Here is a 24856-nt window from a genome sequence, read left to right as displayed (position 1 = left end):
TGCGAGCGGGCAACCGGATCGGCAGACACGACCTAGTCGCGCAGGGGGCGGCCTCTGCCGTCGTAGCCGCCGTTGACCAGCAGCAGGATGCCGTCGATCAGCGGCCACAGCGCCCCGGCGCCGAGCGTGAAGAGGGTGACGAGCAGCTGGGCCACGGCCATGCTCGTGTGCCCGGTGTAGAAGCGGCCCGTGCCCACGGGGATCAGGATCTGCAGCACACCGGCGACGATGCGCGACTTCTCGGACCGTTCCACCTCGGTGGGCGGCGGGGCGTGGGGCAGCCCGTAGCTGCGGGGCTCCAGCGGCGGCAGCAGGTACACCGGCCGGGGCGCCGGCAGGTCCGTGAACAGGGGCCGGATGTCGGCCCTGGTGTGCGCGGCCAGTGCGGTGGCGACGCGCTCCTCGTACTCCGCGGCCGTGAGCCTGCCCTCGGAGAAATGGTCGCCGAGCAGGCGGCACGCCTCGTCGCGCTCGGCGGTGCCGATGCGCAGGATCTCCGAATCGGGATCGCCTGGCATGTTCCCACGTTACCGGAGCCCGCGGGGTGCGGGAGTCTACAGTGACCGCGTGGTGACCTCGGACGGCGCGTCGGTGACCAAGGTCGTGGCCGCGTACCTCGACCACCTTGTCGTCGAGCGCGGCACCGCGACCAACACCGTCGAGTCCTACGCGCGCGACCTCCGTCGCTACGCCGCGCACCTCGCGCGATCCGGCGTCACCGAGCTGTCCTCGGTGGAACCAGGGCACGTCACGGCGTTCGGTGTGGCACTGCGTGAGGGCGACGACGAGCACCGGCCGCTCGCGGCGTCGTCGGCGGCGAGGGCGCTCGTGGCCGTGCGCGGGCTGCACCGCTTCGCCCACGCCGACGGGCTCACCGAGCACGACCCCGCACGTGACGTCAAACCGCCCGCCCCCGCGCGGCGGCTGCCCAAGGCGCTGCCGGTGCACGACGTGCTGCGCCTGCTCGACATGCCGCCCGCCGAGGGCGTGCGCCCGCTGCGCGACCGCGCGCTGCTGGAGCTGCTGTACTCCACCGGCGCCCGCATCTCCGAAGCGGTCGGCCTCGACCTCGACGATCTGGACGGCGATGAGCGCACGGTGCTGCTCGACGGCAAGGGCGGCCACCAGCGGCTCGTGCCGGTGGGGCGGCCCGCGCTGGAGGCCGTCAACGCGTACCTGGTGCGGGCGCGGCCCGTGCTCGCGAGCCGGGGGCGGGGGACCGCCGCTGTGTTCCTCAACTCGCGTGGCGGCAGGCTGTCCCGGCAGAGCGCGTGGCAGGTGCTCAAGACCAACGCCGAGCGGGCGGGGCTCGCCGCCACGGTCTCGCCGCACACCCTGCGGCATTCCTTCGCGACGCATCTGCTCGAAGGCGGCGCCGACGTGCGGGTGGTGCAGGAACTGCTGGGGCACGCGTCGGTCACGACCACGCAGGTTTACACTCTGGTAACGGTGAACACTCTGCGTGAGGTCTACGCGACGGCCCATCCCCGGGCGTTCGGCTGACCGGCGGAAGTACTCCGTTCGCGCCCGGCGAGCCGCATTGCTGGTGCTCTACGTGCCCGAATAGGCTGGCGCCGTCCATGGCCGAACGAGGAGCTTTCGCCACATGTCGACATCCCAGAGACCGGCAAGGCGCGTTCCGGACGATCTCAGCCGGGTGAGCATCGCGACCGAGACCGGCGGCGATAGTGGGGAGTACGACGTGACCGCGGCGGAGGAGCCGAACGGCAAGGACGCCAAGAACAAGCTCGGTCCGACCGGCCGTCCGCGCCGGGAGATTCCCGAGCCGCCGCTGCTGGAGAGGCACGGGCCCGCGAGGGTCGTCGCGATGTGCAACCAGAAGGGCGGCGTCGGCAAGACCACCTCGACCATCAACCTCGGCGCCGCGCTTGCCGAGTACGGCAGGCGCGTGCTGCTCGTGGACTTCGACCCGCAGGGCGCCCTCTCCGTCGGGCTCGGCATCCAGCCGCACGAGCTGGACCAGACCGTCTACAACGTGATCATGGAACGCTCGGTGGACATCGAGGGCGTCGTCCGCAAGACGCGGGTCGAGAACGTGGACCTGCTGCCGAGCAACATCGACCTCTCGGCCGCCGAGGTGCAGCTCGTCGCCGAAGTGGGCCGCGAGCACACGTTGCTGAGGGTGCTGAGACCCGTGATGGACCAGTACGACTATGTTCTAGTCGACTGCCAGCCGTCGCTCGGGCTGCTCACCGTCAACGCGCTCACCGCGGCCGACGGCGTGATCATCCCGCTGGAGTGCGAGTTCTTCAGTTTGCGTGGCGTGGCGTTGCTCATCGACACCATCGAGAAGGTGCGCGAGCGGCTCAACCCCAAACTGGACATCACCGGGATTCTCGCCACCATGTTCGATCCGAGAACCCTGCATTCGAAGGAGGTCATGGCGCGCGTGGTGGAGGCATTCGGGGACACCGTGTTCGACACGGTGATCAACCGCACCGTGCGATTCCCTGAGACCACTGTGGCCGGCGAGCCGATCACTCGCTGGGCCCCCAGGTCGGCCGGCGCGACGGCGTACCGCGCGCTGGCGCGCGAGGTGATCGCTCGGTGAGCAGGCGAGCTTCCCTGCCCGGTGCGTCAGAGCTCTTCCGCAGGACCAGCAGCCCGGTGTTCGCGGACACCCCCGTGGTGCCCGACCCCGCCCCGGCGGGCAACGGGCACGGTGGCTCCCGCTCCAACGGCGACGGCGCCGGAAGCGCCGAGGGCAGCGAACCGGGGCGCGGCGAGCGGCAGCTCGCGCGGTCGGCCACGGCCCGGCGCGGCTCCGGCAGGCAGAAACACGACGCCAAGATCACGGTGTACGTCTCCGGCGAGGAGCTGCTCGCGATGGAGCACGCCCGACTGACGCTGCGCGGCTCGCACGACCTCGCGGTGGACCGGGGCCGGATCGTCCGGGAGGCGGTGGCGGTGCTGCTCGCCGACTTCGACCAGCACGGCGAGGATTCGGTGCTGGTGCGACGGTTGCGCGACGGCCAGCTCGCCGCCGAGGAAGCCGCGAACTGATGGAGGAGGGGGCCCCGCCCCAGCCGGCCCCCGAGGTGCCCGTTCCGGAGACACCCGAGGAGGGCGGTTCGGCGTCCCGGTTCAAGGTGCGCCTCGCCAACTTCGAGGGGCCGTTCGACCTGCTGCTGCAGCTGATCTCACAGCACCAGCTCGACGTGACCGAGGTGGCGTTGCACCAGGTCACGGACGACTTCATCGCCTACACGCGTGCGCTGGGCGCCGAATGGGACCTCGACGAGGTCACCGAGTTCCTCGTGATCGCGGCGACGCTGCTCGACCTCAAGGCGGCCCGGCTGCTGCCCGCGGGCGACGTCGAGGACGAGGACGACCTGGCGCTGCTGGAGGCCAGGGACCTGCTGTTCGCGCGCGTGCTTCAGTACCGGGCGTACAAGCAGGTGGCGGCGCTGTTCGCCGAGCTGGAGGCCGGTGCGCTGCGGCGTTACCCTCGGTCGGTGGCGCTGGAGGAGCGCTACCTCGGGTTGCTGCCCGAGGTGATGCTCGGGGTGACGCCGGAGAAGTTCGCCGACCTCGCGCTCACGGTGTTCAAACCCAAACCGCCGCCCACCGTGTCGCTGGACCACATCCACGCGGGCAGGGTGTCGGTGCGCGAGCACGCGGCCGTGCTGCGGGTGCGGCTGGCCGAGACGGGCGGTGCGACGTTCGGCGAGCTGGTCTCCGACTGCGAGCACACGATCGAGGTGGTGGCCCGCTTCCTGGCGCTGCTGGAGCTGTACCGGGAGTCGTCGGTGCAGTTCGAGCAGGCCGAGGCGCTCGCGGAGCTGCACGTGCGATGGACCGGCGGGAGCGTCGACGAGGCCGCCGCGGAGGCGGAACGTGACCGCGCCGCCGACGCCGAGGACGAGGAGTACGGGTGAGTGAGCCAGACACCGAGCAGGTGACGACCGGGGCGGAACCGGAGCCGCGGCCGGACCCCGCGCAGGAACCGGACCCGGTGCCGCGGCGGGAGGCCGAGGCCGCGCCGGAGCCGGTGCCGCTGGACATCGACGCCGAGGACGACGCCACTGCTGAGAACGGTCCCCACGGGCACGCTGGTCGCAGCGAACGTGACCCCGGTGCTCCTGGGACCACCGACGACGGTGATGACCCAGAGGCGGCCCAGGGCGAGGAGAGCGGCGACACCAGTCTCGTCGCCGTCGCCGCCGACCGGGCCCTGCCCGACCTGACCTCCTACGACGCGCTCGTCTCCGCGCTGGAGGCGCTGCTGCTCGTGGTGGACACGCCGGTGGACGAAGAGGTGCTCGCCGGGGCCGTCGACCAGCCCGTCGACCGCGTCACCGAGACGCTGCGGTCGATGGCGGGCGACTACGCCGACCGCGCCAGCGGCATCGACCTGCGCCGCGTCGGCGAGGGCTGGCGGTTCTACACGCGCGACACGTACGCGCCGTTCGTGGAGAAGATGCTGCTCGACGGGCAGCGCTCGAAGCTGACGAGGGCGGCGCTGGAGACGCTGGCCGTGATCGCCTACCGCCAGCCGGTCACGCGCTCGCGCGTCGCGGCGGTGCGTGGCGTGAACGTCGACGGCGTGATCCGCACGCTCGTCGCGCGGGGGCTCATCGAGGAGTCCGGCGCCGATCCCGAGACCGGTGGCACGCTGTACGTGACGACCGAACTGTTCCTGGAGCGGTTGGGGCTGTCGTCGCTGAACGACCTGCCGCCGATCGCCCCCCTGCTGCCGGAAGTGGACTCCATCGATGAGATCTGACCAACCCGAAGGCGTGCGCCTGCAGAAGGTGCTCGCGCAGGCGGGCGTGGCCTCGCGGCGCGCGTCCGAGGAGCTGATCGCGCGCGGCCGGGTGAGCGTCGACGGCGAGGTCGTGCGCGAGCAGGGCCGCCGCGTGGACCCGGACACGGCCGTGATCCATGTCGACGGCCTGCGCGTGATCCTGCGCGACGACCTTGTGTACTTCGCGTTCAACAAGCCCAAGGGCGTGCACAGCACGATGACCGACGACCAGGGCAGGCCCTGCGTCGGGGACTACGTGCGCGAACGGCGCGAACGGCTCTTCCACGTCGGCAGGCTCGACGCCGAGACCGAGGGCCTGCTCCTGCTGACCAACGACGGCGACCTCGCGCACCGGCTCATGCACCCTTCGTTCCATGTGCCCAAGACCTACCTCGCCGAGGTCGACGGCACCGTCCCGCGTGGGCTCGGCAAACGGCTGCGAGCCGGCGTCGAACTCGAGGACGGGCCCGTGAAGGCCGACGAGTTCCGGGTGAAGGACGTCCGGCCGGGCCGCACGTTGGTGGAGGTCGTGCTGCACGAGGGGCGCAAGCACATCGTGCGCCGCCTGCTCGCCGAGGTCGGCCACCCGGTGCGCAAGCTCGTGCGGACCGCCGTTGGCGACGTGCAGCTCGGCAACGTCAAGCAGGGCGCGCTTCGGCCGCTGAACCGCGCCGAGATCGGCAGCCTCTACCGGGCCGTCGAACTCTAGAGCCAAGGCTGCCGGGCTGCAGTGAAGGCCACCATGCCTGCGCCCACCCGTCTCCCACCACCACCCAAACGGAGACGCTGCGCGCCGCTGTGTTGATTCCAACGCAGTGATGGTGGCCTTCACTGCAGCCGGGGTGGGGTGGCTACGGCGTGTCACCGGCCGTGCGCGTGAGGCCGGTGGTCTTGCGCTGAAGGGCCCGCGCCACCGGCTCCACCACCCGCGCCGCGATGGGGCCGAGCACGGCCATCAGCAGCACGTAGGTCGTCGCCAGCGCGGCGAGCTCGCCCTCCACGGCGCCCGCGCTCACCGCGAGGCCGGCGATGACGATCGAGAACTCACCCCTCGCGACCAGCGCGGCACCCGCGCGGGCCTGGCCGAGCCTGCCGATGCCCGCGCGCCGGGCCGCCCACCAGCCGGTGGCGATCTTGGTCAGCGTGGTCACGACGGCGAGGACGACGGCCCAGGCCAGCACCGGCGGGATCGAGGCCGGGTTGGTGTTGAGGCCGAACACCACGAAGAACACGGCGGCGAACACGTCGCGCAGCGGCTCCAGCAGCCGCGTGGCGTTCTCGGCCGTCGACCCGGAGATCGCGATGCCCAGCAGGAACGCGCCCACCGCGGCCGACACCTGCAGCGCCGAGGCGAACCCGGCCACGAGCAGCGCCGCGCCGAACACCTTGAGCAGGAACACCTCGCGGTCTTCGCTGTCCACGATCGCGGAGACGAAGCGGCCGTAGCGCAGCGCGACGACGAGCACGACGGTGATCACGGCGAGCGAGATGCCGACCGCCTGCAGGCCGCCGAGGAAGCTGATGCCGCCCAGCACGGCCGTGAGGATCGGCAGGTACACGGCCATCGCGAGGTCCTCGAACACCAGCACCGAAAGCACCACCGGCGTCTCGCGGTTACCGAGCCGGCCGAGGTCGCCGAGGACTTTGGCGATGATGCCCGACGAGGAGATGTAGGTGACGCCCGCCATCACCAGCGCGCCGACCGGGCCCCAGCCAAGCAACAGCGCCACGGCGGCCCCCGGCGCGGCGTTGAGGACGATGTCGAGCACACCGGCCATCCACGACCGCTTCAGCCCCGTGAAGAGCTCGGCCGCGGAGTACTCGAGGCCCAGCAGCAACAGCAGCAGGACGACGCCGATCTCACCGGCGATCTGCGTGAACTCACCGATGTCGCCGAGCGGCAGCACCCCGCCCTGGCCGAAGCACAGGCCACCCACCAGGTACAGGGGGATCGGAGAGAGTCCGATCCGGCCCGCGAGTCTGCCGAGTGCGCCCAGCGCGAAAAAGACGGCGCCTAGTTCGATCAGTTCGAGTGCTGTGTGATCCACGTACTCAGCCGTGCTTGAGGATCTTGAAAGCGGCTTCGAGACCCTCCGCCGTGCCGACCGCCACGAGCAGGTCGCCCGCGGTGAAGGTGAAGTCCGGGGTCGGCGACGGGTGCACCTGGCCCGCGCGCATCACCGCGACCACCGACACGCCGGTGCGGGTGCGGATCGCGGTGTCACCGAGCGTGCGGCCGTCGAACGGCGAGCCGGCCTTGATCGGCAGCTGCTTGGTGTTGATGCCCGGCAGCTCCCGGTGCTCCTCGGTGAGCTGTGCCACGAGCTGAGGGGCCCCGAGCAGGTTCGCCAGCGCGCCCGCCTCCTCGGCCGTGAGTGGCAACGAGGCCAGGCACGCGTCGGGATCGTCGGACTTCGAGACGATCAGTTCGATCTTGCCGTCCCGCTGGGTGACCACGCCGACCCTGCGGCCGTTGCCGATGGCGAAGTCCTTACGGACGCCGATTCCCGGCAGGGGAGTTACTTCGACGTTCACGTATCCCAAGGTAACCCATTCGGCACTCGAAACAGCTCCCGACCGGTTTGGCTGGACTGTCCATTTCGGTCAACGCGCGGGCCGTTCAGGGGGGTCCGTACGATCAGGACCTGTCGGGTGGCTAGCAGGGAGGGGTGAGACCGGGTGCTGACGGCCATAGCGGCCCATTTCGTGCTCGCGGCGTTCCTGCCGTTGATCGCGCGCCGGTGGGGGAGGGCCGCGTTCGTCGTCGGTGCGCTGGCCCCCGCGGCGACGCTCGTCTTCGCGCTGAGCCGGGCGAGCGGCGCACTGGCCGAGCGACACCCGGTGGAAACGTTCGCGTGGGCCCCGAACATCGGTCTGGAGTTCACCACGCGCTTCGACGAGCTCGCGTTGCTGATGATCGTGCTCGTGTCGGGCATCGGCGCGCTGGTGCTGTGTTACTACGCGTGCTACGCCAAGCCGGGCGACCGAGCCGTCAGCCGCGACTCGTCACTGCTGGTGCTGTTCGCGGGCTCCATGCTCGGCCTCGTTCTCGCCGACGACGTCATCTCGCTGTACATCTTCTGGGAGCTCACCACGGTGTGCTCCTTCCTGCTGGTCGGCGGGGAGGGCCTCACCAGGAAGCTGCGCAAGTCGGCGACCCAGGCGCTGCTCGTGACGAGCCTCGGCGGTCTGGCGATGCTGCTGGGCCTGCTCCTGCTCGCCACGGCGGCCGGAACCACCCGCATCTCGGAGATCATCGCGAACCCGCCGGGCGGCGGAGTGGTGACGGCGGCGGTGCTGCTGATCCTGCTCGGCGCGTTCACCAAGTCCGCGCAGGTGCCCTTCCACCCCTGGCTGCCCGGCGCGATGGTGGCGCCGACGCCGGTGAGCGCGTACCTGCACGCGGCCGCGATGGTGAAGGCCGGTGTCTACCTCGTCGCGCGGTTCGCCCCCGGCTTCTCGGACCTGCCGGCCTGGTGGTTGCCGATCGTGGTGCTCGGGCTCTGGACGATGGTGCTGGGCGGCTTCCGCGCGCTGCGGCAGCACGACCTCAAGACGTTGCTGGCGTACGGCACCATCAGCCAGCTCGGCTTCCTGATGGTGCTCGTCGGCGCGGGCACGTGGATCGCGGCGCTCGCGGACGTGACGCTGGTGCTCGCCCACGGGCTGTTCAAGTCGGCGCTGTTCCTCACCGTCGGCATCATCGACAAGCGCACCGGCACCCGCGACATCCGCGAGCTGTCCGGGCTCGGCGCGCGCTGGCCCGCGCTGACGGTGTTCGCGACGCTCGCCGTGCTGTCCATGGCCGGATTCCCGCCGCTGCTCGGCTTCGTCGGCAAGGAGGCGGCCATCGAAGGCCTGCTCCACGGCGAGCCGAAGGACTTGCTGCTGCTCGCGGGCGTGGTGCTCGGCTCGGTGTTCACCGTGGCCTACAGCCTGCGGTTCCTGGTGGGCGCGTTCGGCGCCCGGCCGACGGTCGCGCCCACCGAGGCCCCACCGTCGGGCACCGTGATGACCACGATCGTCGGCATCCCGGCGGTCGCGGGCCTCGTGCTCGCGTTCGTGCCCGGGCTGGTGGAGCCGCTGCTCGCCGGGTACGCCGACGCCTACTCGGCGAATCCGCCCGACTACCACCTCGGGCTCTGGCACGGCTTCAAGCTGCCGTTGCTGCTGAGCATCGCGATCATCATCGCCGGTTACCTGCTGCACCGTACGGCGCTCGCGCCGAGGCTCGCGGGCTGGGTCCCGGGGCCGCTGCACGCCCAGCGCGGCTACCAGGCCAGCGTGGACGGTCTCGTCGCGCTCGCCCAGTCCGTGACCGGGCGCCTGCAGGCGGGTTCGCTGCCCATCTATCTCGGCGTGATCCTCGTGACGATGGTCGCCGTGCCCGGGGCGGGGCTGCTTTCGGGCATCGAGACACCCGTGGACCTGCGCGCGTGGGACTCGCTGCTGCAGGTGCCGCTCGCGGCACTGGTGCTCGTGGCGGCCGGCACGGTGGTGCTCGCGCGGCGGCGGCTCACCGCCGTGCTCCTCACCGGCGTGGTCGGCTACGGCATCGGCGCGCTGTTCATCGTGGACGGTGGCGCCGACCTCGCGCTGGCACAGTTCCTCGTCGAATCGCTCACCCTCGTGGTGTTCGTCTTCGTGATCCGGCGGTTCCCGCCGCGCTTCGTCGACGGCCGGCCGTACTTCCCCAGGGCCCGCTGGGTCAAGGCCGGACTCGCGGCCGTGGCCGGCACGTTCGTCGCCGTGCTGGCGGTGCTCTTCTCCGGGAGCCGGCAGGGCATGCCCGAGGCGAGCCGGTTCTACGCCGAGAACGCCGAGAGTGCGACGGGCGCCACCAACGTCGTCAACGCGATCATCGTCGACTTCCGCGCCTTCGACACGATCGGCGAGATCGCGGTGCTCGCCATCGCGGCGACGGGCGCGGCGAGCCTGATCCTCGCCCGCGCGCGACAGCGGCCATCCGGCGGCTACGTGCCCGAGGACGCCGGAAGCGAACGGACGGAGGTGAAGCAGTGAGCACCGAACCGGACCGCGAACTCGAGCGGGTGCCGTGGGCGGAGTGGGACCGGCCGCGCGACCGGTGGCTGATGGCCGAGCACAACTGCAACACCTGGCCGCGCTCGCTGCTGCTCGAGGTCTGCGCCCGCATCGTCTTCCCGACCGTGCTGATGGTGTCGGTGTACCTGCTCTTCGCCGGGCACCACGACGCGGGCGGCGGGTTCAGCGGCGGGCTCGTCGCCGGGCTGGCGTTCGTGCTGCGGTACGTGGCCGGTGGCAGCGCGGAACTCGCCGCGACCGTCCGGATCAGGCCGCCGGTGGTGATCGGCAGCGGGCTCAGCATCGCGGTGCTCACGGCGCTCGTGCCCGCACTGGTAGGCCAGCCCGTGCTGTCCTCGGCGATCTGGAAGCTCTCCCTGCCAGTGCTCGGCGAGCTGAAGTTCACCACCAACCTGTTCCTCGACATCGGGGTGTACCTGCTGATCGTCGGCGTCGTCATCGACCTGCTCCGCACGGTCGGTGCGGGCACGGAGCTGGGCGGACCCGGGCTCGACGACGAGACGCTCGAGCGCGAGGAGGTGGAGCGCACGTGACCGTGAACATCACCATGGCCGTGGTGCTCGCGGGGCTCTACACGGTCGGCTTCTACCTCCTCATGCAGCGTTCCCTGATGCGCGTGATCCTCGGCATCGTGATCCTCGGCCACGGCGCGAACCTGTTCCTCCAGGTCGCGGGCGGCCCGCCGGGGGAGCCGGTGTTCGCGGGCTCCGCGCTGATCGAGGCGATGGTCGACCCGCTGCCGCAGGCCCTCGCGCTCACCGCCATCGTCATCACCTTCGCGCTCACCACGTTCCTGCTGGCACTGGCGTACCGCTCGTGGGCGCTGCTCGGCCACGACGAGGTGCAGGACGACGTCGAGGACCGGCGGATCCGCGAGGCGGAACGGCGGCGCGAGGGCATGGACGAGTCCGACGAGCCCGACACCGAGCCCGCGGAGGCGGTCGCCGGGTTCGAGGCCCCCGAGGCGAGTGAGGAGGTGCCGAGGTGACCGTCCTCGTCGCATTGCCGGTGCTGCTGCCTCTGCTCGCCGCCGCACTGTCGCTGATCGTGATGCGCTCGCCTCGCATGCAGCGGCTGATCGGCGCCACCGTGCTCACCGCCATCGCGGTGATCGCCGGCGCGCTGCTCGCGGAGGCCGACAAGCACGGCCCCGTCGTGCTGCAGCTCGGCGGCTACGCGGCGCCGTTCGGGATCACGCTGGTCGCCGACCGGCTCGCCGCGCTGCTGCTGCTGACCTCGGCGCTGGTGACGCTCGCCGTGCTGATCTTCTCGATCGGCCAGCGCATCACCGACTACGGCAGGCAGACCGCGTCCACCGCGTTCCACCCGATGTACCTGATGCTGTGCACGGGTGTCTCGCTGGCCTACCTCACCGGCGATCTGTTCAACCTCTTCGTCGCCTTCGAGATCATGCTGGCCTCGTCGTACGTGCTGATCACGCGGCGCACCACGGCTGAGCGCGTGCGGGCCAGCATGACGTACGTGATCGTGAGCCTCACGTCGTCGCTGCTGTTCATCACCATGATCGCGCTGGTGTACGCGGCGACGGGCACCGTGAACCTCGCGGCGCTGCCGGAGAAGATCGGCGAGCTCGACCCCGGAGTGCAGACGAGCCTCGGGCTGCTCATGGTCGTGGTGTTCGGGATCAAGGCCGCGCTCGTGCCGCTGCACTTCTGGCTCCCGGACAGCTACCCGACCGCCCCGGCGCCGATCACCGCGGTGTTCGCGGGCCTGCTCACCAAGGTGGGTGTGTACGCGCTGATCCGCACCCAGACGCTGGTGTTCATCCACGACGAGAGCTGGACGGTGCTGCTGGTCGTCGCGCTGCTGACGATGATCGTCGGCGTGCTCGGCGCGATCGCGCAGAACGACCTCAACCGGATGCTGTCCTTCCTGCTCGTCAGCCACATCGGCTACATGCTGTTCGGCCTGGCGCTGTTCACCGTGATCGGCCTGGCGGGCGTGATCCTGTACGTGGTGCACCACATCACGGTGCAGGCGGCGCTGTTCCTCACCAGCGGTCTGATCACGCGGCACACCGGAACCGTGTCGCTGCACGCGATGTCCGGTGTGGCCAAGGCGTACCCGCTGGTGGCGGTGTTGTTCGCACTGCCAGCGCTGAGTCTCGCCGGCATCCCGCCGTTCTCGGGGTTCGTCGCCAAGATCGCGCTGCTGCAGGCGGGCGCGGCCGTGGGGACCCCCGCGGCCTACGCCGTCACCGCGGCGGCCGTGCTGACGAGCCTGCTGACGCTCTTCGCGGTGACCAAGATCTGGGTGGGCGCGTTCTGGGGCAAGGTCGGCGAGCCGCATCCCGATCCAGATCCGACCGACGAGGTGACGGTGGGCACCGGCTCGACGTCGAAGGGCATGCTCGTGGCCACCGGAGGGCTGGTGGCGGTCAGCGTGCTGATCGCCGTGTTCGCGGGTCCGCTGGCGGACATGAGCGAGCGCGCGGCCGCGGACCTGCTCGACGGCGGCGCCTACCGGACCGCCGTGCTGGGCGAGGCGGGTGGTGATTGATGCGCAGGATCTCGCCCTCGCTGCTGGTCTGGCTCGTACTGGTGTGGCTGATGCTCTGGGGCTCGCTGGATGCGAGCACCGCGATCTTCGGAGTGCTGCTCGCGTTCGCGGTGCTGCTGTTCTTCCCGCTGCCGGTGCACCGGTGGAACATCTTCAGCCGTCCGCTGCGCCTGGTGGGCCTGGCCGTGTACGTCGTGTGGGACCTGGTGCAGTCGGCGGTGCGGCTCGCGTTCGACGAGTTCCGCCACGGCTCCAAGGTCAAGGCGGCGATCGTGGCGGTACCCGTGCTGTCCGATGTGGACCACGTGATCGCCTCCGCGGCCAACGTGCTCTCGCTGGGCCCCGGACGGTTCGTGCTGCAGATCGACCGGACCAACCGGATCTGGTACGTCTACGCGCTCGGTGTCCAGTCGCGCGTGTCCTGCGACAAGATCCACGACGACGCGCTCGACCTGCAGGTGAAGGTCATGCACGCGTACGGCTCCGCCGAGGAGGCCCGCACGGCGCGGTCCCGTGCGGAGGAGGCCAAGCAGCGGCGCCGCGCCCGAACCCGGATGGAGTCCCAATGACCGTCGTCTTCGCGATCACCTTCGGCCTGCTCGGCCTCGCCGGGCTGCTGATCCTGCTGCGGCTGGTCCGCGGCCCGCGCACGCTCGACCGGATCCTCGCGATCGACGTGCTCGTGGTGCTCATCGTGGCCGGGACCTCCGTGGGCATGGCGATGTCGCTGCGCGGCATCTACATCGCGCTGCTGGTGGCCGTGGCCCTGCTCGGGTTCGTCGGCTCGATCTCCGTGGTGCGCCTCGTCGAGCGCAGGGAGGAGTACCGGTGACCGTGCGCGACTGGATCTGTGCGGTGCTCCTGCTCTCTGGGGCGCTGTTCTGCTTGATCGGCGCGTACGGCGTGCTGCGGCTGCCCGACGTGCCCAGCAGGCTGCAGGCGGCCACCAAACCGCAGACGCTCGGCCTGCTGCTGATCCTCGCCGGCACCGCCGTGCGGCTGGAGCCGCGGTACGCGGTGGGCCTCGTGCTCGCCGGCCTGTTCCAGGTGATCACCGCGCCCGTGCTGTCCCAGCTGTTCGGCCGCACCGCTTACCACACCGGCGCCATCGAGAAGTCCACGCTGGTCACCGACGAGCTGGACGAGCGCCTGCGTGCGGAGCGCGGCTGACCGGAAGGCAGAATGGACCCTCGCAAGGCACGACGATTAGCGAGGGAGAACAGTCGGTGGCGGGAGCCCTACGCGGCGTGGTCGCTCTGGACGGCCCATCGGGAACCGGCAAGACCACGGTCGCGCGCAAGCTGGCCGCCAAGCTGGGCGCCGGCTACCTCGACACGGGCGCGATGTACCGCGTCGTCACCCTCGCGGTGCTGCGCGCGGGCATCGATCCCACCGACGCCGCCGCCGTCGCCGCGCTGACCAGCCAGGTACAGGTGGGTGTCGGAACCGACCCCGACAATCCGCGCGCGCAGCTGAACGGCGAGGACGTCGGCGAGGAGATCCGCACCGAGCGGGTCAACGTGGCCGTGTCGCCCGTCTCGGCCGTCCCCGAGGTGCGGCAGGTGCTCGTCGCCGGGCAGCGGGAGATCATCGAGGCCGTGCTGGGCTCGGTGGGCGGCATCGTGGTCGACGGCCGCGACATCGGCACCGTCGTGGCGCCCGGGGCCCCGCTCAAGGTCTTCCTCACCGCGTCGGCCGAGGTGAGGGCCGCGCGGCGCAGCGCGCAGGACTCCGCCGCGGGCAGGGACTCGACGCCCGAGCACGCGCGGGCGTCGGTGGAGCGCCGGGACCAGCTCGACTCCACCAGGACCGTCTCGCCCCTGCGCGCGGCGGAGGACGCCGTGGTGTTCGACACCTCCGAGCTGTCGATCGAGCAGGTGATCACGGCGCTGAGCGAGCTGGCCAGCAGGAGGGGCCTGCTCGGCGGCGAGTTCGCGGAGGCCAGCCGGTGACCGGACTCCCCCGGGGCGCGACGCCCTGGCTGCACGACGTGGGCAGGGTGATCGCCCGGTACCTCTACCGGCCCGCCTACCGGATCCGCGTGCACGGCGCCGCCCGCGTGCCGCGCACGGGCCCAGTCGTGCTGGTCGCCAACCACAGCTCGATGATCGAGCCGCAGCTCATCTTCGGAATGTTGCCGAGGCGCTCGGTGTTCCTCGTCAAGGAGGAGATGTTCTCGGGCCCGGCGGGCTGGGGTCTGCGCCGCATCGGGCAGGTTCCGGTGAAGCGCGGCGTGCCGGACCGGGAGGCGCTGCGCACGGCGACCGAAGTGCTGCGCGACGGCGGGCTCGTGGGGGTGTTCCCCGAGGGCACGCGGGGCGCGGGCGACGTGGCACAGGCCCAGCAGGGCGCCGCGTGGCTGGTGCGGGTGTCGGGCGCGGTCGTGGTGCCCGTGGCGGTGCGCGGGACGCTCAACCCCACGGGCAGACGACGGTTCCGGCCCACGGTGGACGTGCTCGTCGGCGAACCGTTCACAGTGGACGTCGGCAGGGGACGCGCCGCGCTGGCCGAGGGCACCGAGCGCATCAGGGGGACGCTCGCCGCCCTCGTCGAAGAGCTTGACCGGCAACGAGAAGAGAAGCAGAGACAATGACCGAAGCAGACGGCACCTGGTCCGACGAGGCGGAGTTCCTCGCCGCCGACACGGAGGGCGCCGAGGGAGAGCCCGACGACGACGCCGAGCTCGCACAGCCGGTGCTGGCCGTGGTGGGCAGGCCGAACGTGGGCAAGTCCACCCTGGTGAACCGGATCCTGGGCCGCCGCGAGGCCGTCGTGCAGGACGTGCCGGGCGTGACGCGCGACCGCGTCGCCTACGACGCGCTGTGGAACGGGCGCCGGTTCACCGTCGTCGACACCGGCGGCTGGGAGCCGGGCGCCACCGGGCTCCGGGGCTCCGTGGCGGCACAGGCGGAGCTGGCGATGTCCACTTCGGACGCCGTGCTGCTCGTCGTCGACGCCGCCGTGGGCGCGACGGCCACCGACGAGGCGGTCGCGAAGGTGCTGCGGCGTTCGAAGCGGCCCGTGCTGCTGGCGGCCAACAAGGTCGACGACGAGCGCCTGCTCGCGGAGACCGCGTCGCTGTGGTCGCTCGGGCTCGGCGAGCCGCATCCGGTGAGCGCACTGCACGGCCGCAGCTCCGGTGATCTGCTCGACGCGATCGTGAACGCGCTGCCCGAGGCGCCGAGGGACGCCGACCGCGTCGCGGGCGGACCCCGCCGCGTCGCGCTCGTCGGCAAGCCCAACGTCGGCAAGTCCAGCCTGCTCAACAAGCTCACCGGCGAGGAGCGCGCGGTGGTGGACTCGGTCGCGGGCACCACCGTCGACCCCGTCGACTCGCTGGTGGAGCTGGACGGGCAGCTGTGGCGCTTCGTCGACACGGCGGGCCTGCGCAAGCGCGTGCAGACCGCGAGCGGCATGGAGTACTACGCGTCCCTGCGCACGCGGACCGCGATCGACGCCGCCGAGGTGGTGATCGTGCTGCTGGACGCCAGCGAGCCGGTGTCCGAGCAGGACCTGCGGGTGGTGACGCTGGTCGCCGAGGCGGGCCGCGCGCTGGTACTGGCCTTCAACAAGTGGGATCTCGTGGACGAGGACCGGCGGCACCAGCTCGACCGCGAGCTGGACCGGGGACTGGTCCGCGTGCCGTGGGCGGAGCGGGTCAACGTCTCCGCGCTCACGGGCCGCGCCGTCCGCAAGCTGGCGCCCGCGCTGCGCACGGCGCTCGCGTCGTGGGACCAGCGCGTGCCGACCGGGCAGCTCAACGGCTGGCTCTCCGACCTCGTGGCCGCCACGCCGCCCCCGGTGCGCGGCGGCAAGCAGCCGAAGGTGCTCTTCGCGACGCAGGCGGGGATCCGGCCGCCGACGCTCGTGTTGTTCACCACAGGTTTTCTGGAGGCCGGCTACCGCCGCTTCATCGAGCGGAAGTTCCGGGAACGCTTCGGTTTCCAGGGCAGTCCGGTTCGGATCAACGTCCGCGTGCGCGAGAAGAAGCCCAGGAAGTCGCGGTAGGCCCCCTGTGCAGTGAAGGCCACCATGCCTGCGCCCAACGCAGTGAAGGCCACCATGCCTGCGTTCAACGCAGTGAAGGTGGCCTTCACTGCGTCCGCAACGCGACACCGCTCGGCAACCTGCCGTTCACCCTCGGGTATCCTGGTCGGCCGGTAAAGGGGCGCCTCATTCGGAGCCGACCCGGATGAGCTGCTGTGAGGCCGTGTGACTCTCGCGATCGACGCCGCCCCGACCGGGCCCGCCACACCCACCGCGGGTCGTGCGCTGTTCTGGTCCGGTCTCGCCCCGAGCGAGCGGACGCTGCTGGACATCCTGGCCGAGACCGCGGCGCGCCACCCCGGTGCGCCTGCGCTCGACGACGGCACGGAGACGCTGACGTACCGGGCGCTCGCCGAGGAGATCGAGACCGTGCGCGGCAAGCTCGCCGCGGCGGGCATCGGCAGGGGTGACCGCGTCGGCGTCCGGATCTCGTCGGGCACCGCTGAGCTGTACGTCGCGATCCTCGCGGTGCTGTCGCTCGGCGCCGCCTACGTGCCGGTGGACGCCGACGACCCCGCCGAGCGGGCCGAGCTCGTGTTCGGCGAGGCCGGGGTGTGCGCCGTGCTCGGCGACGGTGGCGCGCTCACGCCGTGCGGGACCCCGGGCGGGGCGCCGGGCGCGCCCGCGCCCGGCGACGACGCCTGGATCATCTTCACCTCCGGTTCCACGGGCAGGCCCAAGGGCGTCGCCGTGAGCCACGCGAGCGCGGCCGCGTTCGTCGACGCCGAGGCAGAGCTGTTCCTCGCCGACGAGCCGCTCGGACCCGGCGATCGCGTGCTTGCCGGGCTGTCGGTCGCCTTCGACGCCTCGTGCGAGGAGATGTGGCTCGCGTGGCGGCACGGCGCGTGCCTGGTCCCCGCGCCGAGAGCGCTCGTGCGCACCGGCGTCGACCTCGGCCCGTGGCTGGTGGAGCGGCGGATCACCGTCGTCTCGACCGTGCCTACGCTCGCGGCGCTGTGGCCCGCCGACGCGCTGGAGGAGGTCCGGCTGCTGATCTTCGGCGGCGAGGCGTGCCCGCCGGAGCTGGCCGAGCGCGTGGCCGTCGAGGGCCGCGAGGTCTGGAACACCTACGGACCCACCGAGGCCACCGTCGTGGCGTGCGCCGCGCAGCTCACCGGCGAGGGTCCGGTGCGCATCGGGCTGCCGCTCGCGGGCTGGCAGCTCGCCGTCGTCGACGACGAGGGCAGGCCGGTCGCGATGGGCGAGTCCGGCGAGCTGGTGATCGGTGGGGTGGGGCTCGCGCGCTACCTCGATCCGGCCAAGGACGCCGAGAAGTTCGCGCCACTGCCCGCACTCGGCTGGCAGCGGGCGTACCGCAGCGGCGACCTCGTGCGCGCCGAGCCGGACGGGCTGCTGTTCCTCGGCAGGGCCGACGAACAGATCAAGCTCGGTGGCCGCCGGATCGAGCTCGGTGAGGTGGACGCGGCGCTGCAGGCGCTGCCCGGCGTCGCGGGCGGCGCGGCCGCCATCCGCACCACCAAGGCGGGCAACCAGGTTCTCGTCGGGTACGTCGTGCCTCGGGAGGACTTCGACCACGACGGCGCCGTGTCCCGGCTGCGGGAACAGCTGCCCGCCGCGCTCGTGCCGCTGCTCGCCGTGGTAGGCGACCTGCCGACGCGGACCTCGGGCAAGGTCGACCGCGCGGCGCTGCCCTGGCCGCTGTCCACAGTGGATACCAAGGAATCGTTGTCTCCGACGGAGTCCTGGCTCGCCGAGGCATGGGGCGAGATCCTCGGCGTCTCGGTGACCGACGCGGCAGCCGACTTCTTCCGCAACGGCGGCGGAAGTCTCACCGCGGCACAGCTCGTCTCCCGCATCCGCACGAGGCACCCCACGGTCTCGGTAACCGACGTGTACCGGCACCCGCGCCTCGGCGAGCTCGCCGCCCTGCTGGACGCGCTCGGCGACGCGACCACCAGCCGCCGCGAGGTGGCGCCGACGCCGCGCCGCGCGGGGTTGGTGCAGACGCTGCTCCTGCTGCCGCTGTTCACTCTTGCCGGGTTGCGCTGGACCACGATCGCGGCCGCCGTGTCGACGGTGCTCGCGCGGTGGGCCGGGCTCGCGTGGGCTCCCTCGGTGCCATGGTGGGCGCTCGGCGTGGCGTGGCTCGTGCTGTTCAGCCCGGCCGGGCGGATCGCGATCGCGGCGGGCGGTGCCCGGCTGTTGTTACGCGGCGTACGGCCAGGTACCCATCCGCGTGGCGGGCGGGTGCACCTGCGGCTGTGGGCCGCCGAGCGGCTGGCCGACGCCAGCGGCGCCAACGCCGTCGCGGGAGCGTCGTGGATGACCCACTACGCGCGGGCGCTGGGCGCCAAGGTCGGCCGTGACGTCGACCTGCACTCCCAGCCGCCGGTGACCGGGCTGCTCAAGCTGGGCAGGGGAGCGGCGGTGGAGCCAGAGGCCGACCTCTCCGGCTACTGGGTCGACGGCGACGTCGTGCACATCGGCAAGATCCGCGTCGGCGCAGGCGCGCGCGTGGGGGCGCGGAGCACCCTGCTGCCTGGCGCCCGCGTCGGCAAGCACGCGGAGATCGCGGCGGGGTCCACCGTCCTCGGCAGCGTGCCCGCGGGACAGCGCTGGGCGGGGTCGCCCGCGCGCCGCGAGGGCAAGGCGAGCAGGCAATGGCCGTCGGAGGCGCCCCGCCGCTCACGCCGGTGGGTGGCGGTCTACGGCGTTACCTCGGTGCTGCTTGGCCTGCTGCCGGCGATCGCGGCGGTGCCCGCGCTCGCGGTGCTCGGCGGTGCGGTCGCCGGGCGAGCGCCCGGTTCCGCGCTCGGCGCGGCACTGGCCGCCGTCCCGGTCGCGACGGTCGCCTACCTCGCCGCGTACGCGCTGCTCGTGCTCTGTGGAGTGCGGGCCCTCGGGATCGGCCTGCGCGAGGGCTACCACCCGGTGCACAGCCGCGGCGCCTGGCGGGTGTGGGCCACCGAGCGGCTGATGGACTCCGCGCGGGCCGGGCTGTTCCCCTTGTACGCCAGCCTGTTCACGCCCGTGTGGCTCCGCCTGCTCGGCGCGAGGGTCGGCCGCGGCGTCGAGGCGTCCACGGTGCTCGCGGTGCCGAAGATGACCAAGATCGACAGCGGGGCGTTCCTCGCCGACGACACCATGGTGGCCACCTACGAGCTGGGGCACGGCTGGCTGCACGTGGCCCCCGCGCGCATCGGCAAGCAGGCTTTCCTCGGCAACTCCGGCATGACAGCGCCGGGCCGTTCGGTGCCCAAGCGCGGGCTGGTCGGGGTGCTCTCGTCCACGCCGCCGAAGGCGAAGAAGGGCTCGTCGTGGCTCGGCATGCCGCCGATGCCGCTGCGCCGGTCGGTCGAGGACGCCGACACCAGCCGCACGTTCGACCCGCCTGCCCGGCTGCGCGTCGCGCGTGCCGCCGTGGAGCTGTGCCGGGTGGTGCCGGTGATGTGCGGGGTCGCGCTGGCGGTGCTCGTGGTCGCCGCGCTCGTCGCGCTGACCGCGAGCCTGGGGCTCGTGGTGGCCGCGCTGCTGTCCGGCGTCGTCCTGCTCGCGGCAGGCGCGCTCGCCGCCGTGACCGCGACCGTCGCGAAATGGGCTCTGGTTGGCCGCTTCCGCGTCTCGGAACGTCCACTGTGGAGCTCGTTCGTGTGGCGCGCGGAGCTGGCCGACACCTTCGTGGAGGTGCTCGCCGTGCCGTGGCTCGTCGGCTCGCTCGGCGGCACACCGCTGCTTTCGGCATGGCTGCGGAGCATGGGTGCGCGGATCGGGCGCGGGGCGTGGCTGGAGACGTACTGGCTGCCCGAGTCCGACCTCGTGCGCATCGGCGACGGCGCGACCGTCAACCGGGGTTGTGTTGTGCAGACCCACCTGTTCCATGATCGGATCATGAGCATGGACACGGTGGTGCTCGACGAGGGCGCGACGCTCGGCCCGCACGGCATCGTGCTGCCCGGCGCCGGCATCGGCGCCCGCACGACGATCGGCCCCGGCTCGCTGGTGACGCGAGGTGATGTGGTGCCGGCCGACACGCGGTGGCAGGGCAACGCCATCGCCGCCTGGCGGTGAGCGCGGCGTGATGAGGTCGTCCGCAGCGCCGGGAGCCGCCACGTCGGGCGACGCGTATCTGCCGGAGCACGGCAACGGCGGTTACCACGTCCGGCACTACGACCTCGAGCTGGACTACCGGATCGGCGCGAACCGGCTCTCCGGCAGGGGCCGGATCGAGGCCGTCGCGACCCAGGCGCTGTCCCGGTTGAGCCTCGACCTCGCGGGCCTGAAGGTGGGCAGGGTGTTCGTGGGCGGCAGGCCCGCGCGGTACGCGCACCGCGGCCACAAGCTCGCCATCACACCCGCGCTGCCCCTCGCCGAGGGCGAGGAGTTCACCGTCGAGGTGCGCTACTCCGGCAACCCGCGCCCGCTCGCGTCGCGGCACTGGGACGAGATCGGCTGGGACGAGCTCAGCGACGGCGTGCTCGTCGCCGCGCAGCCGATCGGCGCGCCGTCGTGGTTCCCGTGCGACGACCACCCCTCCGGCAAGGCCACGTACCGCGTGGCGCTGACGACGGCGTCGGCGTACTCGGTGTACGTCACGGGCACGCTGGTCTCCCGGCAGCGGTCGGCGAGCACCACGACGTGGGTCTACGAGCAGCACGCGCCGACGGCCACGTACCTCATGAGCGTGCAGATCGGCCGCTACACCGAGCTGGAGCCCGGCCCGGCGCAGCGGCTCGCCGTGCCGCCGGGGCTGCGGGCGCGCGCGGAGACCGACTTCGCCCGGCAGCCGAGGATGCTGGAGGTGCTGGCGGAGCACTTCGGCCCGTACCCGTTCGAGGAGTACGTCGTGGTGGTCACCGACGACGAGCTCGACGATCCGGTGGAGGCGCAGGGGATGGCGGTCTTCGGCGCCAACCACGTCGACGGCAGGCGCACCCACGAGCGGCTCGTCGTGCACGAGCTCGCGCACCAGTGGTTCGGCAACAGCCTCACCGTGGCCGGCTGGCGGCACATCTGGCTCAACGAGGGATTCGCGACCTACGCGGAATGGCTGTGGTCGCAGGCGTCGGGCGGGCAGTCCGCCGACGAGCACGCGCGGTACTGGCGCGGGGTGCTGGCGGGGCGGCCAGGGCTTCGGCTCGCGGATCCCGGTGTGGCCCGGATGTTCGACGAGGGCGTGTACAAGAAGGGCGGGCTGCTGCTGCACGCGCTGCGCGGCGAGCTCGGCGACGAGGCCTTCTTCGGGCTGCTGCGCGCGTGGACGGACACCCACCGCCACGCGACGGTGACCACGGACCAGTTCACCGCGCTCGCCGCCCGCCACGCGGGCCGTCCACTGGACGCCTTCTTCGCGGCCTGGTTGGACGGAACCGATCTTCCCTGAGCAGGACCGACCGCAGTGAAGGCCACCTTCACTGCGCTCAACGCAGTGAAGGTGGCCTTCACTGCGGCTGGGTGACCTAGGGGCCGGTGAGGGTCACCGTCGCGATGCGTACGATCTCGGCGATCACGTCGTCCAGCGGGATCCGGTGGTCGCCGACGGCCCAGTGGTAGACGAGCTCGTTGACGGCGCCGATCAGCGCGACCGCGCTGAGGTGGAAGTCGCGCGACATGGCCTCCCCGTGCTCGACGGCGCGGCGCGCCTCGGCGACGAGGAACGCCACCCACCGCTCGCGCCACGCGAGCCGGTGCCGCTCCACCGTCTCGCTGACGCCCACTATCTCCACATAGGACAGTCGGGCCCAGCGGTGGTCCTCCGCGGTGGTGGCGATGTAGGCGCGCACGGCGAGCTCGATCCGCAGGGCCAGCGGCTCGTTCTCCGCCCGGGCGAACGCGTCGGCGACGGCCTTCAGCGCGCGTTCCAGCACCATGTCGTGCAAGGCCGTCAGCAACGCCTCGCGTCCGGTGAACTCCTCGTAGAAGTTCCGCGTGGACACCCCGGCCGCGGAGCACAGTCGCTCGATCGAGGTCGCGACGTAGCCCTCGGTGCCGAACAGTTCCAGACCGGCGTCCAGCAGGCGCTGCCTGCGCTCTGCTCTGCGATCGGCCGCCGTCCGGCCCCCGTAGACGCGATCGGGCATCTCCCCAGGTTAGAGCAGGGGAGCGCGCAATGGGACGTTGACGAGTTCCGGTGCTCCGGCCGGACTTCCCGCTGCCACCCAATGGGCGAGCCGTTCGGGGGCGAACAGCTCGTCGATGACCATGAACGCGGCCCCCACGAGCCCGGCGCGGTCACTCAGCGTGGAGCGCGCGATGCGCAGCTCCCGCGTGGCGAGCGGCAGGGAGCGCCGGTAGACCGACTCGCGCACGGCGGCCAGCAGCAGGTCCCCCGCGGCGGCGACGCCGCCACCGATGATCACGAGCGCGGGGTTGTAGAAGCTGACGAGCGTCGCGAGGAGGCTGCCGATCAGCCTGCCGGCGCGGGTGAGCAGCTCCACCGAGGTGCGGTCGCCGCTCTGCGCGGCGCGGGAGACATCCGCCGCGGTGACGGTTCCCGTGGACTCCAGCACCCCGGCGAGGAACTCGCTGCGCCCCTCCTGAGCGGCGGCGAGCCCGTCGCGGGCGAGCGCCGCGCCGCCGGCGTACGCCTCGAGGCAGCCGGTGTTGCCGCAGCGGCACACCACGGTCGCCTCGTCGGCGACGGCGGCGTGCCCGATGTCGCCCGCGCAGCCCTGGCTGCCGCGGTGCAGCCGTCCGCCGGACACCAGGCCCGCGCCGATCCCGGTGCCGATCTTGACGTAGAGGATGTCCCGTTGCCCCTTGGCGGATCCGGCGCGTAGTTCGCCGAGCGCCATCGTGTTCACCTCGTTGTCGACCCACACGGGTGCGCCGAAGCGGGCGGTGAGCCGGTCACGCACCGGATAGCCGTCCCACCCGGGCATGATCGGCGGCGCGCTCGGCCGTCCGGTCGCGAACTCGACGGGCCCCGGCAGGCCGATGCCGATGCCCCACACGGCCACGTCGCCGTGTTCGGCGCGGATCTCGGCGAGCAGCTCGTCGAAGAGGATCTCGACGCGTTCCAGCACGGGATCGGGGCCGAGCGCGATGTCGGCGGCCTCCTCCCGCTCGGCGAGCACGGTGCCGCTGAGGTCGGTGACGCCGACGCCGACGCTGGTGGCGCCCAGCTCCGCCGCGAGCACCAGGCCCGCGCGGGCCCGGAATCGCAGTTCGCGCGGCGCCCGCCCACCGCTGGACGGGCCGAGCGCGCCCTCCTCCAGCAGCCCGCACTCGGTGAGCTGGTTGACGCGCTGGGTGACGACGGTGCGGCCGAGCCCGGAGTGGCGGCCGATCTCGGGCCGGGTTCGCGCCACGCCGGAGCGGACGAGGTCGAGCACGGTCGCGAGGCTGTCGACGTGCTCGGGACTCGGCACGGTCGGGGTCCGGGGTGTCTTCGGCTCCTGCACGCGAACATCTTCCACCACGCGGCCCCCGGGGGCAGGTCGATGTGGTGGGATGGAAACAGGAACACCACGCGTTGGTATCCGCTTGGGACAGACAGCTGAAGGTCAGGAGGTTACGCGGTGGTGTCGGATCCGGGCGAGTTGTACGAAGTGGATTCCGACGTTCCCGTTCTGGACAGTGCGGTGCTGCTCTACCACTTCGACGGGTTCATCGACGCGGGCGCGGCCGGCCGGGCCGTCGCCGACCACCTCCTCGAGGAGCTGGACGGGCCGGTGGTGGCGAGGTTCGACGTGGACCGGCTGATCGACTACCGGTCGCGGCGGCCGACGATGACCTTTTCGGGCGACCACTGGTCCGACTACGAGGCGCCGGAGCTGGCGGTGCGGTTGCTGCACGACGAGAACGCGACGCCGTTCCTGGTGTTCACCGGGCCGGAGCCCGACCACGAGTGGGAACGGTTCGCCGCCGCCGTGCGCCATCTCGTCGAGCGCTGGCAGGTGCGGCTGAGCGTGGGCTTCCAGGGGATCCCGATGGGGGTGCCGCACACGCGGCCGCTGGGCCTGACGGCGCACGCGACGCGCGCGCAGCTCGTCGACGAGTACCAGCCGTTTTTCAACGAGGTGCGGATTCCGGGCAGCGCCGCGGCGATGCTGGAGCTGCGGCTCGGGCAGGCGGGGCACGACGCGATCGGTTTCGCCGCGCACGTGCCGCACTATCTGGCACAGGCGCGGTATCCGGCGGCGGCGCTGACGCTCCTGGACGCGATCACGCGGGCGACGGGGCTCAGCCTGCCGTCCGACGCGCTGCGGGAGGCGGCGCGGAGCACCGACGAGGAGGTGGACCGTCAGGTCCGCGAGTCGGACGAGGTGGCCGAGGTGGTGAGCGCGCTGGAGCGGCAGTACGACGCGTTCACCGCGGCGAGCGCGAAGGGCAACCTGCTCGCCGACAACACCCCGATGCCCACGGGCGACGAACTGGCGAGCCAGTTCGAGCGCTTCCTGGCGGAACAGGGCGGCAACGACAACGAGCAGTGAGCGCCACCGGCCAACCGCAGTGAAGGCCACCTTCACTGCGTTCAATCTGGATCCGCTGTTGATC

24 protein-coding genes are annotated in these 24856 nt (G+C 72.0%); 19 read left to right on the top strand and 5 right to left on the bottom strand.

Going from position 1 to position 24856, the window contains the following annotated elements; all coding sequences use genetic code 11:
* Nucleotides 1–32: 32 nt before the first annotated feature.
* Nucleotides 33–518 carry a DUF1707 domain-containing protein gene (locus FCN18_RS36150; RefSeq protein ID WP_112274758.1) on the bottom strand — a complete coding sequence of 162 codons (486 nt, stop codon included), beginning with the start codon at nucleotides 516–518 and terminating at the stop codon, nucleotides 33–35.
* 49 nt (nucleotides 519–567) lie between these two features.
* On the opposite strand from FCN18_RS36150, the gene xerD reads away from it, so the two are divergent.
* The 6 genes from xerD to FCN18_RS36120 all read left to right on the top strand — a co-directional run bounded on the left by xerD (nucleotide 568) and on the right by FCN18_RS36120 (nucleotide 5477).
* Nucleotides 568–1503 carry a site-specific tyrosine recombinase XerD gene (xerD, locus tag FCN18_RS36145; protein ID WP_407675810.1) on the top strand — a complete coding sequence of 312 codons (936 nt, stop codon included), beginning with the start codon at nucleotides 568–570 and terminating at the stop codon, nucleotides 1501–1503.
* A gap of 103 nt (nucleotides 1504–1606) precedes the next feature.
* Complete coding sequence (locus tag FCN18_RS36140) at nucleotides 1607–2572, top strand: ParA family protein (RefSeq protein WP_112274754.1); 966 nt, start codon at nucleotides 1607–1609, stop codon at nucleotides 2570–2572.
* The gene (locus FCN18_RS36135; RefSeq protein ID WP_112274752.1) at nucleotides 2569–3024 is read left to right on the top strand and encodes a cobyrinic acid a,c-diamide synthase; all 456 of its coding nucleotides are present in this window, start codon (nucleotides 2569–2571) and stop codon (nucleotides 3022–3024) included. The genes FCN18_RS36140 and FCN18_RS36135 overlap by 4 nt, the downstream gene beginning before the upstream one ends.
* The gene (locus FCN18_RS36130) at nucleotides 3024–3899 is read left to right on the top strand and encodes a segregation and condensation protein A (RefSeq protein ID WP_112274751.1); all 876 of its coding nucleotides are present in this window, start codon (nucleotides 3024–3026) and stop codon (nucleotides 3897–3899) included. Before FCN18_RS36135 ends, FCN18_RS36130 begins: the two co-directional genes overlap by 1 nt.
* Entirely contained in the window at nucleotides 3896–4747 is an 852-nt protein-coding gene (gene scpB / locus FCN18_RS36125; RefSeq protein ID WP_228714309.1) for an SMC-Scp complex subunit ScpB, read from the top strand. Before FCN18_RS36130 ends, scpB begins: the two co-directional genes overlap by 4 nt.
* The gene (locus tag FCN18_RS36120; protein WP_112274750.1) at nucleotides 4737–5477 is read left to right on the top strand and encodes a pseudouridine synthase; all 741 of its coding nucleotides are present in this window, start codon (nucleotides 4737–4739) and stop codon (nucleotides 5475–5477) included. Before scpB ends, FCN18_RS36120 begins: the two co-directional genes overlap by 11 nt.
* Before the next feature lie 142 nt (nucleotides 5478–5619).
* Here the strand turns inward: FCN18_RS36120 and FCN18_RS36115 are convergent, their stop codons facing one another.
* Complete coding sequence (locus FCN18_RS36115) at nucleotides 5620–6816, bottom strand: cation:proton antiporter (RefSeq protein ID WP_137097292.1); 1197 nt, start codon at nucleotides 6814–6816, stop codon at nucleotides 5620–5622.
* A gap of 4 nt (nucleotides 6817–6820) precedes the next feature.
* Nucleotides 6821–7303 carry a cation:proton antiporter regulatory subunit gene (locus tag FCN18_RS36110; RefSeq protein ID WP_112274748.1) on the bottom strand — a complete coding sequence of 161 codons (483 nt, stop codon included), beginning with the start codon at nucleotides 7301–7303 and terminating at the stop codon, nucleotides 6821–6823.
* A gap of 144 nt (nucleotides 7304–7447) precedes the next feature.
* Here FCN18_RS36110 and mbhE point away from each other — a divergent pair, with 144 nt between their 5' ends.
* The 12 genes from mbhE (at nucleotide 7448) to FCN18_RS36050 (ending at nucleotide 21740) form a co-directional block, all read left to right on the top strand.
* Nucleotides 7448–9790 (top strand): hydrogen gas-evolving membrane-bound hydrogenase subunit E, encoded by a 2343-nt coding sequence (mbhE, locus tag FCN18_RS36105; RefSeq protein WP_137097290.1) that lies wholly within the window; start codon nucleotides 7448–7450, stop codon nucleotides 9788–9790.
* 71 nt (nucleotides 9791–9861) lie between these two features.
* Nucleotides 9862–10365 carry an MnhB domain-containing protein gene (locus FCN18_RS36100; protein ID WP_137097296.1) on the top strand — a complete coding sequence of 168 codons (504 nt, stop codon included), beginning with the start codon at nucleotides 9862–9864 and terminating at the stop codon, nucleotides 10363–10365.
* Nucleotides 10362–10820 carry a Na(+)/H(+) antiporter subunit C gene (locus FCN18_RS36095; RefSeq protein ID WP_137097289.1) on the top strand — a complete coding sequence of 153 codons (459 nt, stop codon included), beginning with the start codon at nucleotides 10362–10364 and terminating at the stop codon, nucleotides 10818–10820. Before FCN18_RS36100 ends, FCN18_RS36095 begins: the two co-directional genes overlap by 4 nt.
* Complete coding sequence (locus FCN18_RS36090) at nucleotides 10817–12352, top strand: Na+/H+ antiporter subunit D (RefSeq protein WP_137097288.1); 1536 nt, start codon at nucleotides 10817–10819, stop codon at nucleotides 12350–12352. The genes FCN18_RS36095 and FCN18_RS36090 overlap by 4 nt, the downstream gene beginning before the upstream one ends.
* Nucleotides 12352–12921 (top strand): Na+/H+ antiporter subunit E, encoded by a 570-nt coding sequence (locus tag FCN18_RS36085; protein WP_206078072.1) that lies wholly within the window; start codon nucleotides 12352–12354, stop codon nucleotides 12919–12921. Before FCN18_RS36090 ends, FCN18_RS36085 begins: the two co-directional genes overlap by 1 nt.
* Complete coding sequence (locus FCN18_RS36080) at nucleotides 12918–13184, top strand: monovalent cation/H+ antiporter complex subunit F (protein ID WP_112274737.1); 267 nt, start codon at nucleotides 12918–12920, stop codon at nucleotides 13182–13184. The genes FCN18_RS36085 and FCN18_RS36080 overlap by 4 nt, the downstream gene beginning before the upstream one ends.
* Nucleotides 13181–13522, top strand: a complete 342-nt coding sequence (gene mnhG / locus FCN18_RS36075) for a monovalent cation/H(+) antiporter subunit G (protein ID WP_112274736.1) — start codon at nucleotides 13181–13183, stop codon at nucleotides 13520–13522. Before FCN18_RS36080 ends, mnhG begins: the two co-directional genes overlap by 4 nt.
* Nucleotides 13523–13578: 56 nt before the next feature.
* The gene (cmk, locus tag FCN18_RS36070; protein WP_113644491.1) at nucleotides 13579–14304 is read left to right on the top strand and encodes a (d)CMP kinase; all 726 of its coding nucleotides are present in this window, start codon (nucleotides 13579–13581) and stop codon (nucleotides 14302–14304) included.
* Nucleotides 14301–14945, top strand: coding sequence for a lysophospholipid acyltransferase family protein (locus FCN18_RS36065; protein WP_137097286.1), 645 nt, complete (start codon nucleotides 14301–14303; stop codon nucleotides 14943–14945). The genes cmk and FCN18_RS36065 overlap by 4 nt, the downstream gene beginning before the upstream one ends.
* On the top strand, nucleotides 14942–16360 hold the full coding sequence (gene der, locus FCN18_RS36060) for a ribosome biogenesis GTPase Der (protein ID WP_112274733.1): 1419 nt from the start codon (nucleotides 14942–14944) through the stop codon (nucleotides 16358–16360). Before FCN18_RS36065 ends, der begins: the two co-directional genes overlap by 4 nt.
* 204 nt (nucleotides 16361–16564) lie before the next feature.
* The gene (locus tag FCN18_RS36055) at nucleotides 16565–20428 is read left to right on the top strand and encodes a Pls/PosA family non-ribosomal peptide synthetase (protein ID WP_113644490.1); all 3864 of its coding nucleotides are present in this window, start codon (nucleotides 16565–16567) and stop codon (nucleotides 20426–20428) included.
* Nucleotides 20429–20438: 10 nt separating this feature from the next.
* Nucleotides 20439–21740 carry a M1 family metallopeptidase gene (locus tag FCN18_RS36050; protein WP_112274731.1) on the top strand — a complete coding sequence of 434 codons (1302 nt, stop codon included), beginning with the start codon at nucleotides 20439–20441 and terminating at the stop codon, nucleotides 21738–21740.
* 76 nt (nucleotides 21741–21816) lie between these two features.
* Here FCN18_RS36050 and FCN18_RS36045 read toward each other — a convergent pair whose 3' ends face one another.
* Nucleotides 21817–22437: a TetR/AcrR family transcriptional regulator gene (locus FCN18_RS36045; RefSeq protein WP_137097285.1), complete on the bottom strand. Its 621-nt coding sequence runs from the start codon at nucleotides 22435–22437 to the stop codon at nucleotides 21817–21819.
* Between the two features lie 9 nt (nucleotides 22438–22446).
* Nucleotides 22447–23760: an ROK family protein gene (locus FCN18_RS36040; RefSeq protein ID WP_228714308.1), complete on the bottom strand. Its 1314-nt coding sequence runs from the start codon at nucleotides 23758–23760 to the stop codon at nucleotides 22447–22449.
* Nucleotides 23761–23877: 117 nt separating this feature from the next.
* Here FCN18_RS36040 and FCN18_RS36035 point away from each other — a divergent pair, with 117 nt between their 5' ends.
* Nucleotides 23878–24792 (top strand): proteasome assembly chaperone family protein, encoded by a 915-nt coding sequence (locus FCN18_RS36035; RefSeq protein WP_112274729.1) that lies wholly within the window; start codon nucleotides 23878–23880, stop codon nucleotides 24790–24792.
* Nucleotides 24793–24856 lie beyond the last annotated feature (64 nt).

It is taken from the genome of Prauserella endophytica (assembly GCF_005146945.1).
Taxonomy (GTDB): Bacteria; Actinomycetota; Actinomycetes; order Mycobacteriales; family Pseudonocardiaceae; genus Prauserella_A; species Prauserella_A endophytica.
The sequence above is the reverse complement of the archived record's forward strand: the minus strand, read 5'-3'. Positions and strand labels throughout refer to the sequence as shown.

Coding starts and splice junctions, on each gene's coding strand:
- FCN18_RS36050 (WP_112274731.1), top strand. CDS start 20,439: ATGAGGTCGTCCGCAGCGCCGGGAGCCGCCACGTCGGGCGACGCGTAT.
- FCN18_RS36120 (WP_112274750.1), top strand. CDS start 4,737: ATGAGATCTGACCAACCCGAAGGCGTGCGCCTGCAGAAGGTGCTCGCG.
- FCN18_RS36085 (WP_206078072.1), top strand. CDS start 12,352: ATGCGCAGGATCTCGCCCTCGCTGCTGGTCTGGCTCGTACTGGTGTGG.
- der (WP_112274733.1), top strand. CDS start 14,942: ATGACCGAAGCAGACGGCACCTGGTCCGACGAGGCGGAGTTCCTCGCC.
- FCN18_RS36045 (WP_137097285.1), bottom strand. CDS start 22,437: ATGCCCGATCGCGTCTACGGGGGCCGGACGGCGGCCGATCGCAGAGCA.
- FCN18_RS36100 (WP_137097296.1), top strand. CDS start 9,862: ATGGCCGAGCACAACTGCAACACCTGGCCGCGCTCGCTGCTGCTCGAG.
- FCN18_RS36130 (WP_112274751.1), top strand. CDS start 3,024: ATGGAGGAGGGGGCCCCGCCCCAGCCGGCCCCCGAGGTGCCCGTTCCG.
- FCN18_RS36080 (WP_112274737.1), top strand. CDS start 12,918: ATGACCGTCGTCTTCGCGATCACCTTCGGCCTGCTCGGCCTCGCCGGG.
- FCN18_RS36150 (WP_112274758.1), bottom strand. CDS start 518: ATGCCAGGCGATCCCGATTCGGAGATCCTGCGCATCGGCACCGCCGAG.
- FCN18_RS36140 (WP_112274754.1), top strand. CDS start 1,607: ATGTCGACATCCCAGAGACCGGCAAGGCGCGTTCCGGACGATCTCAGC.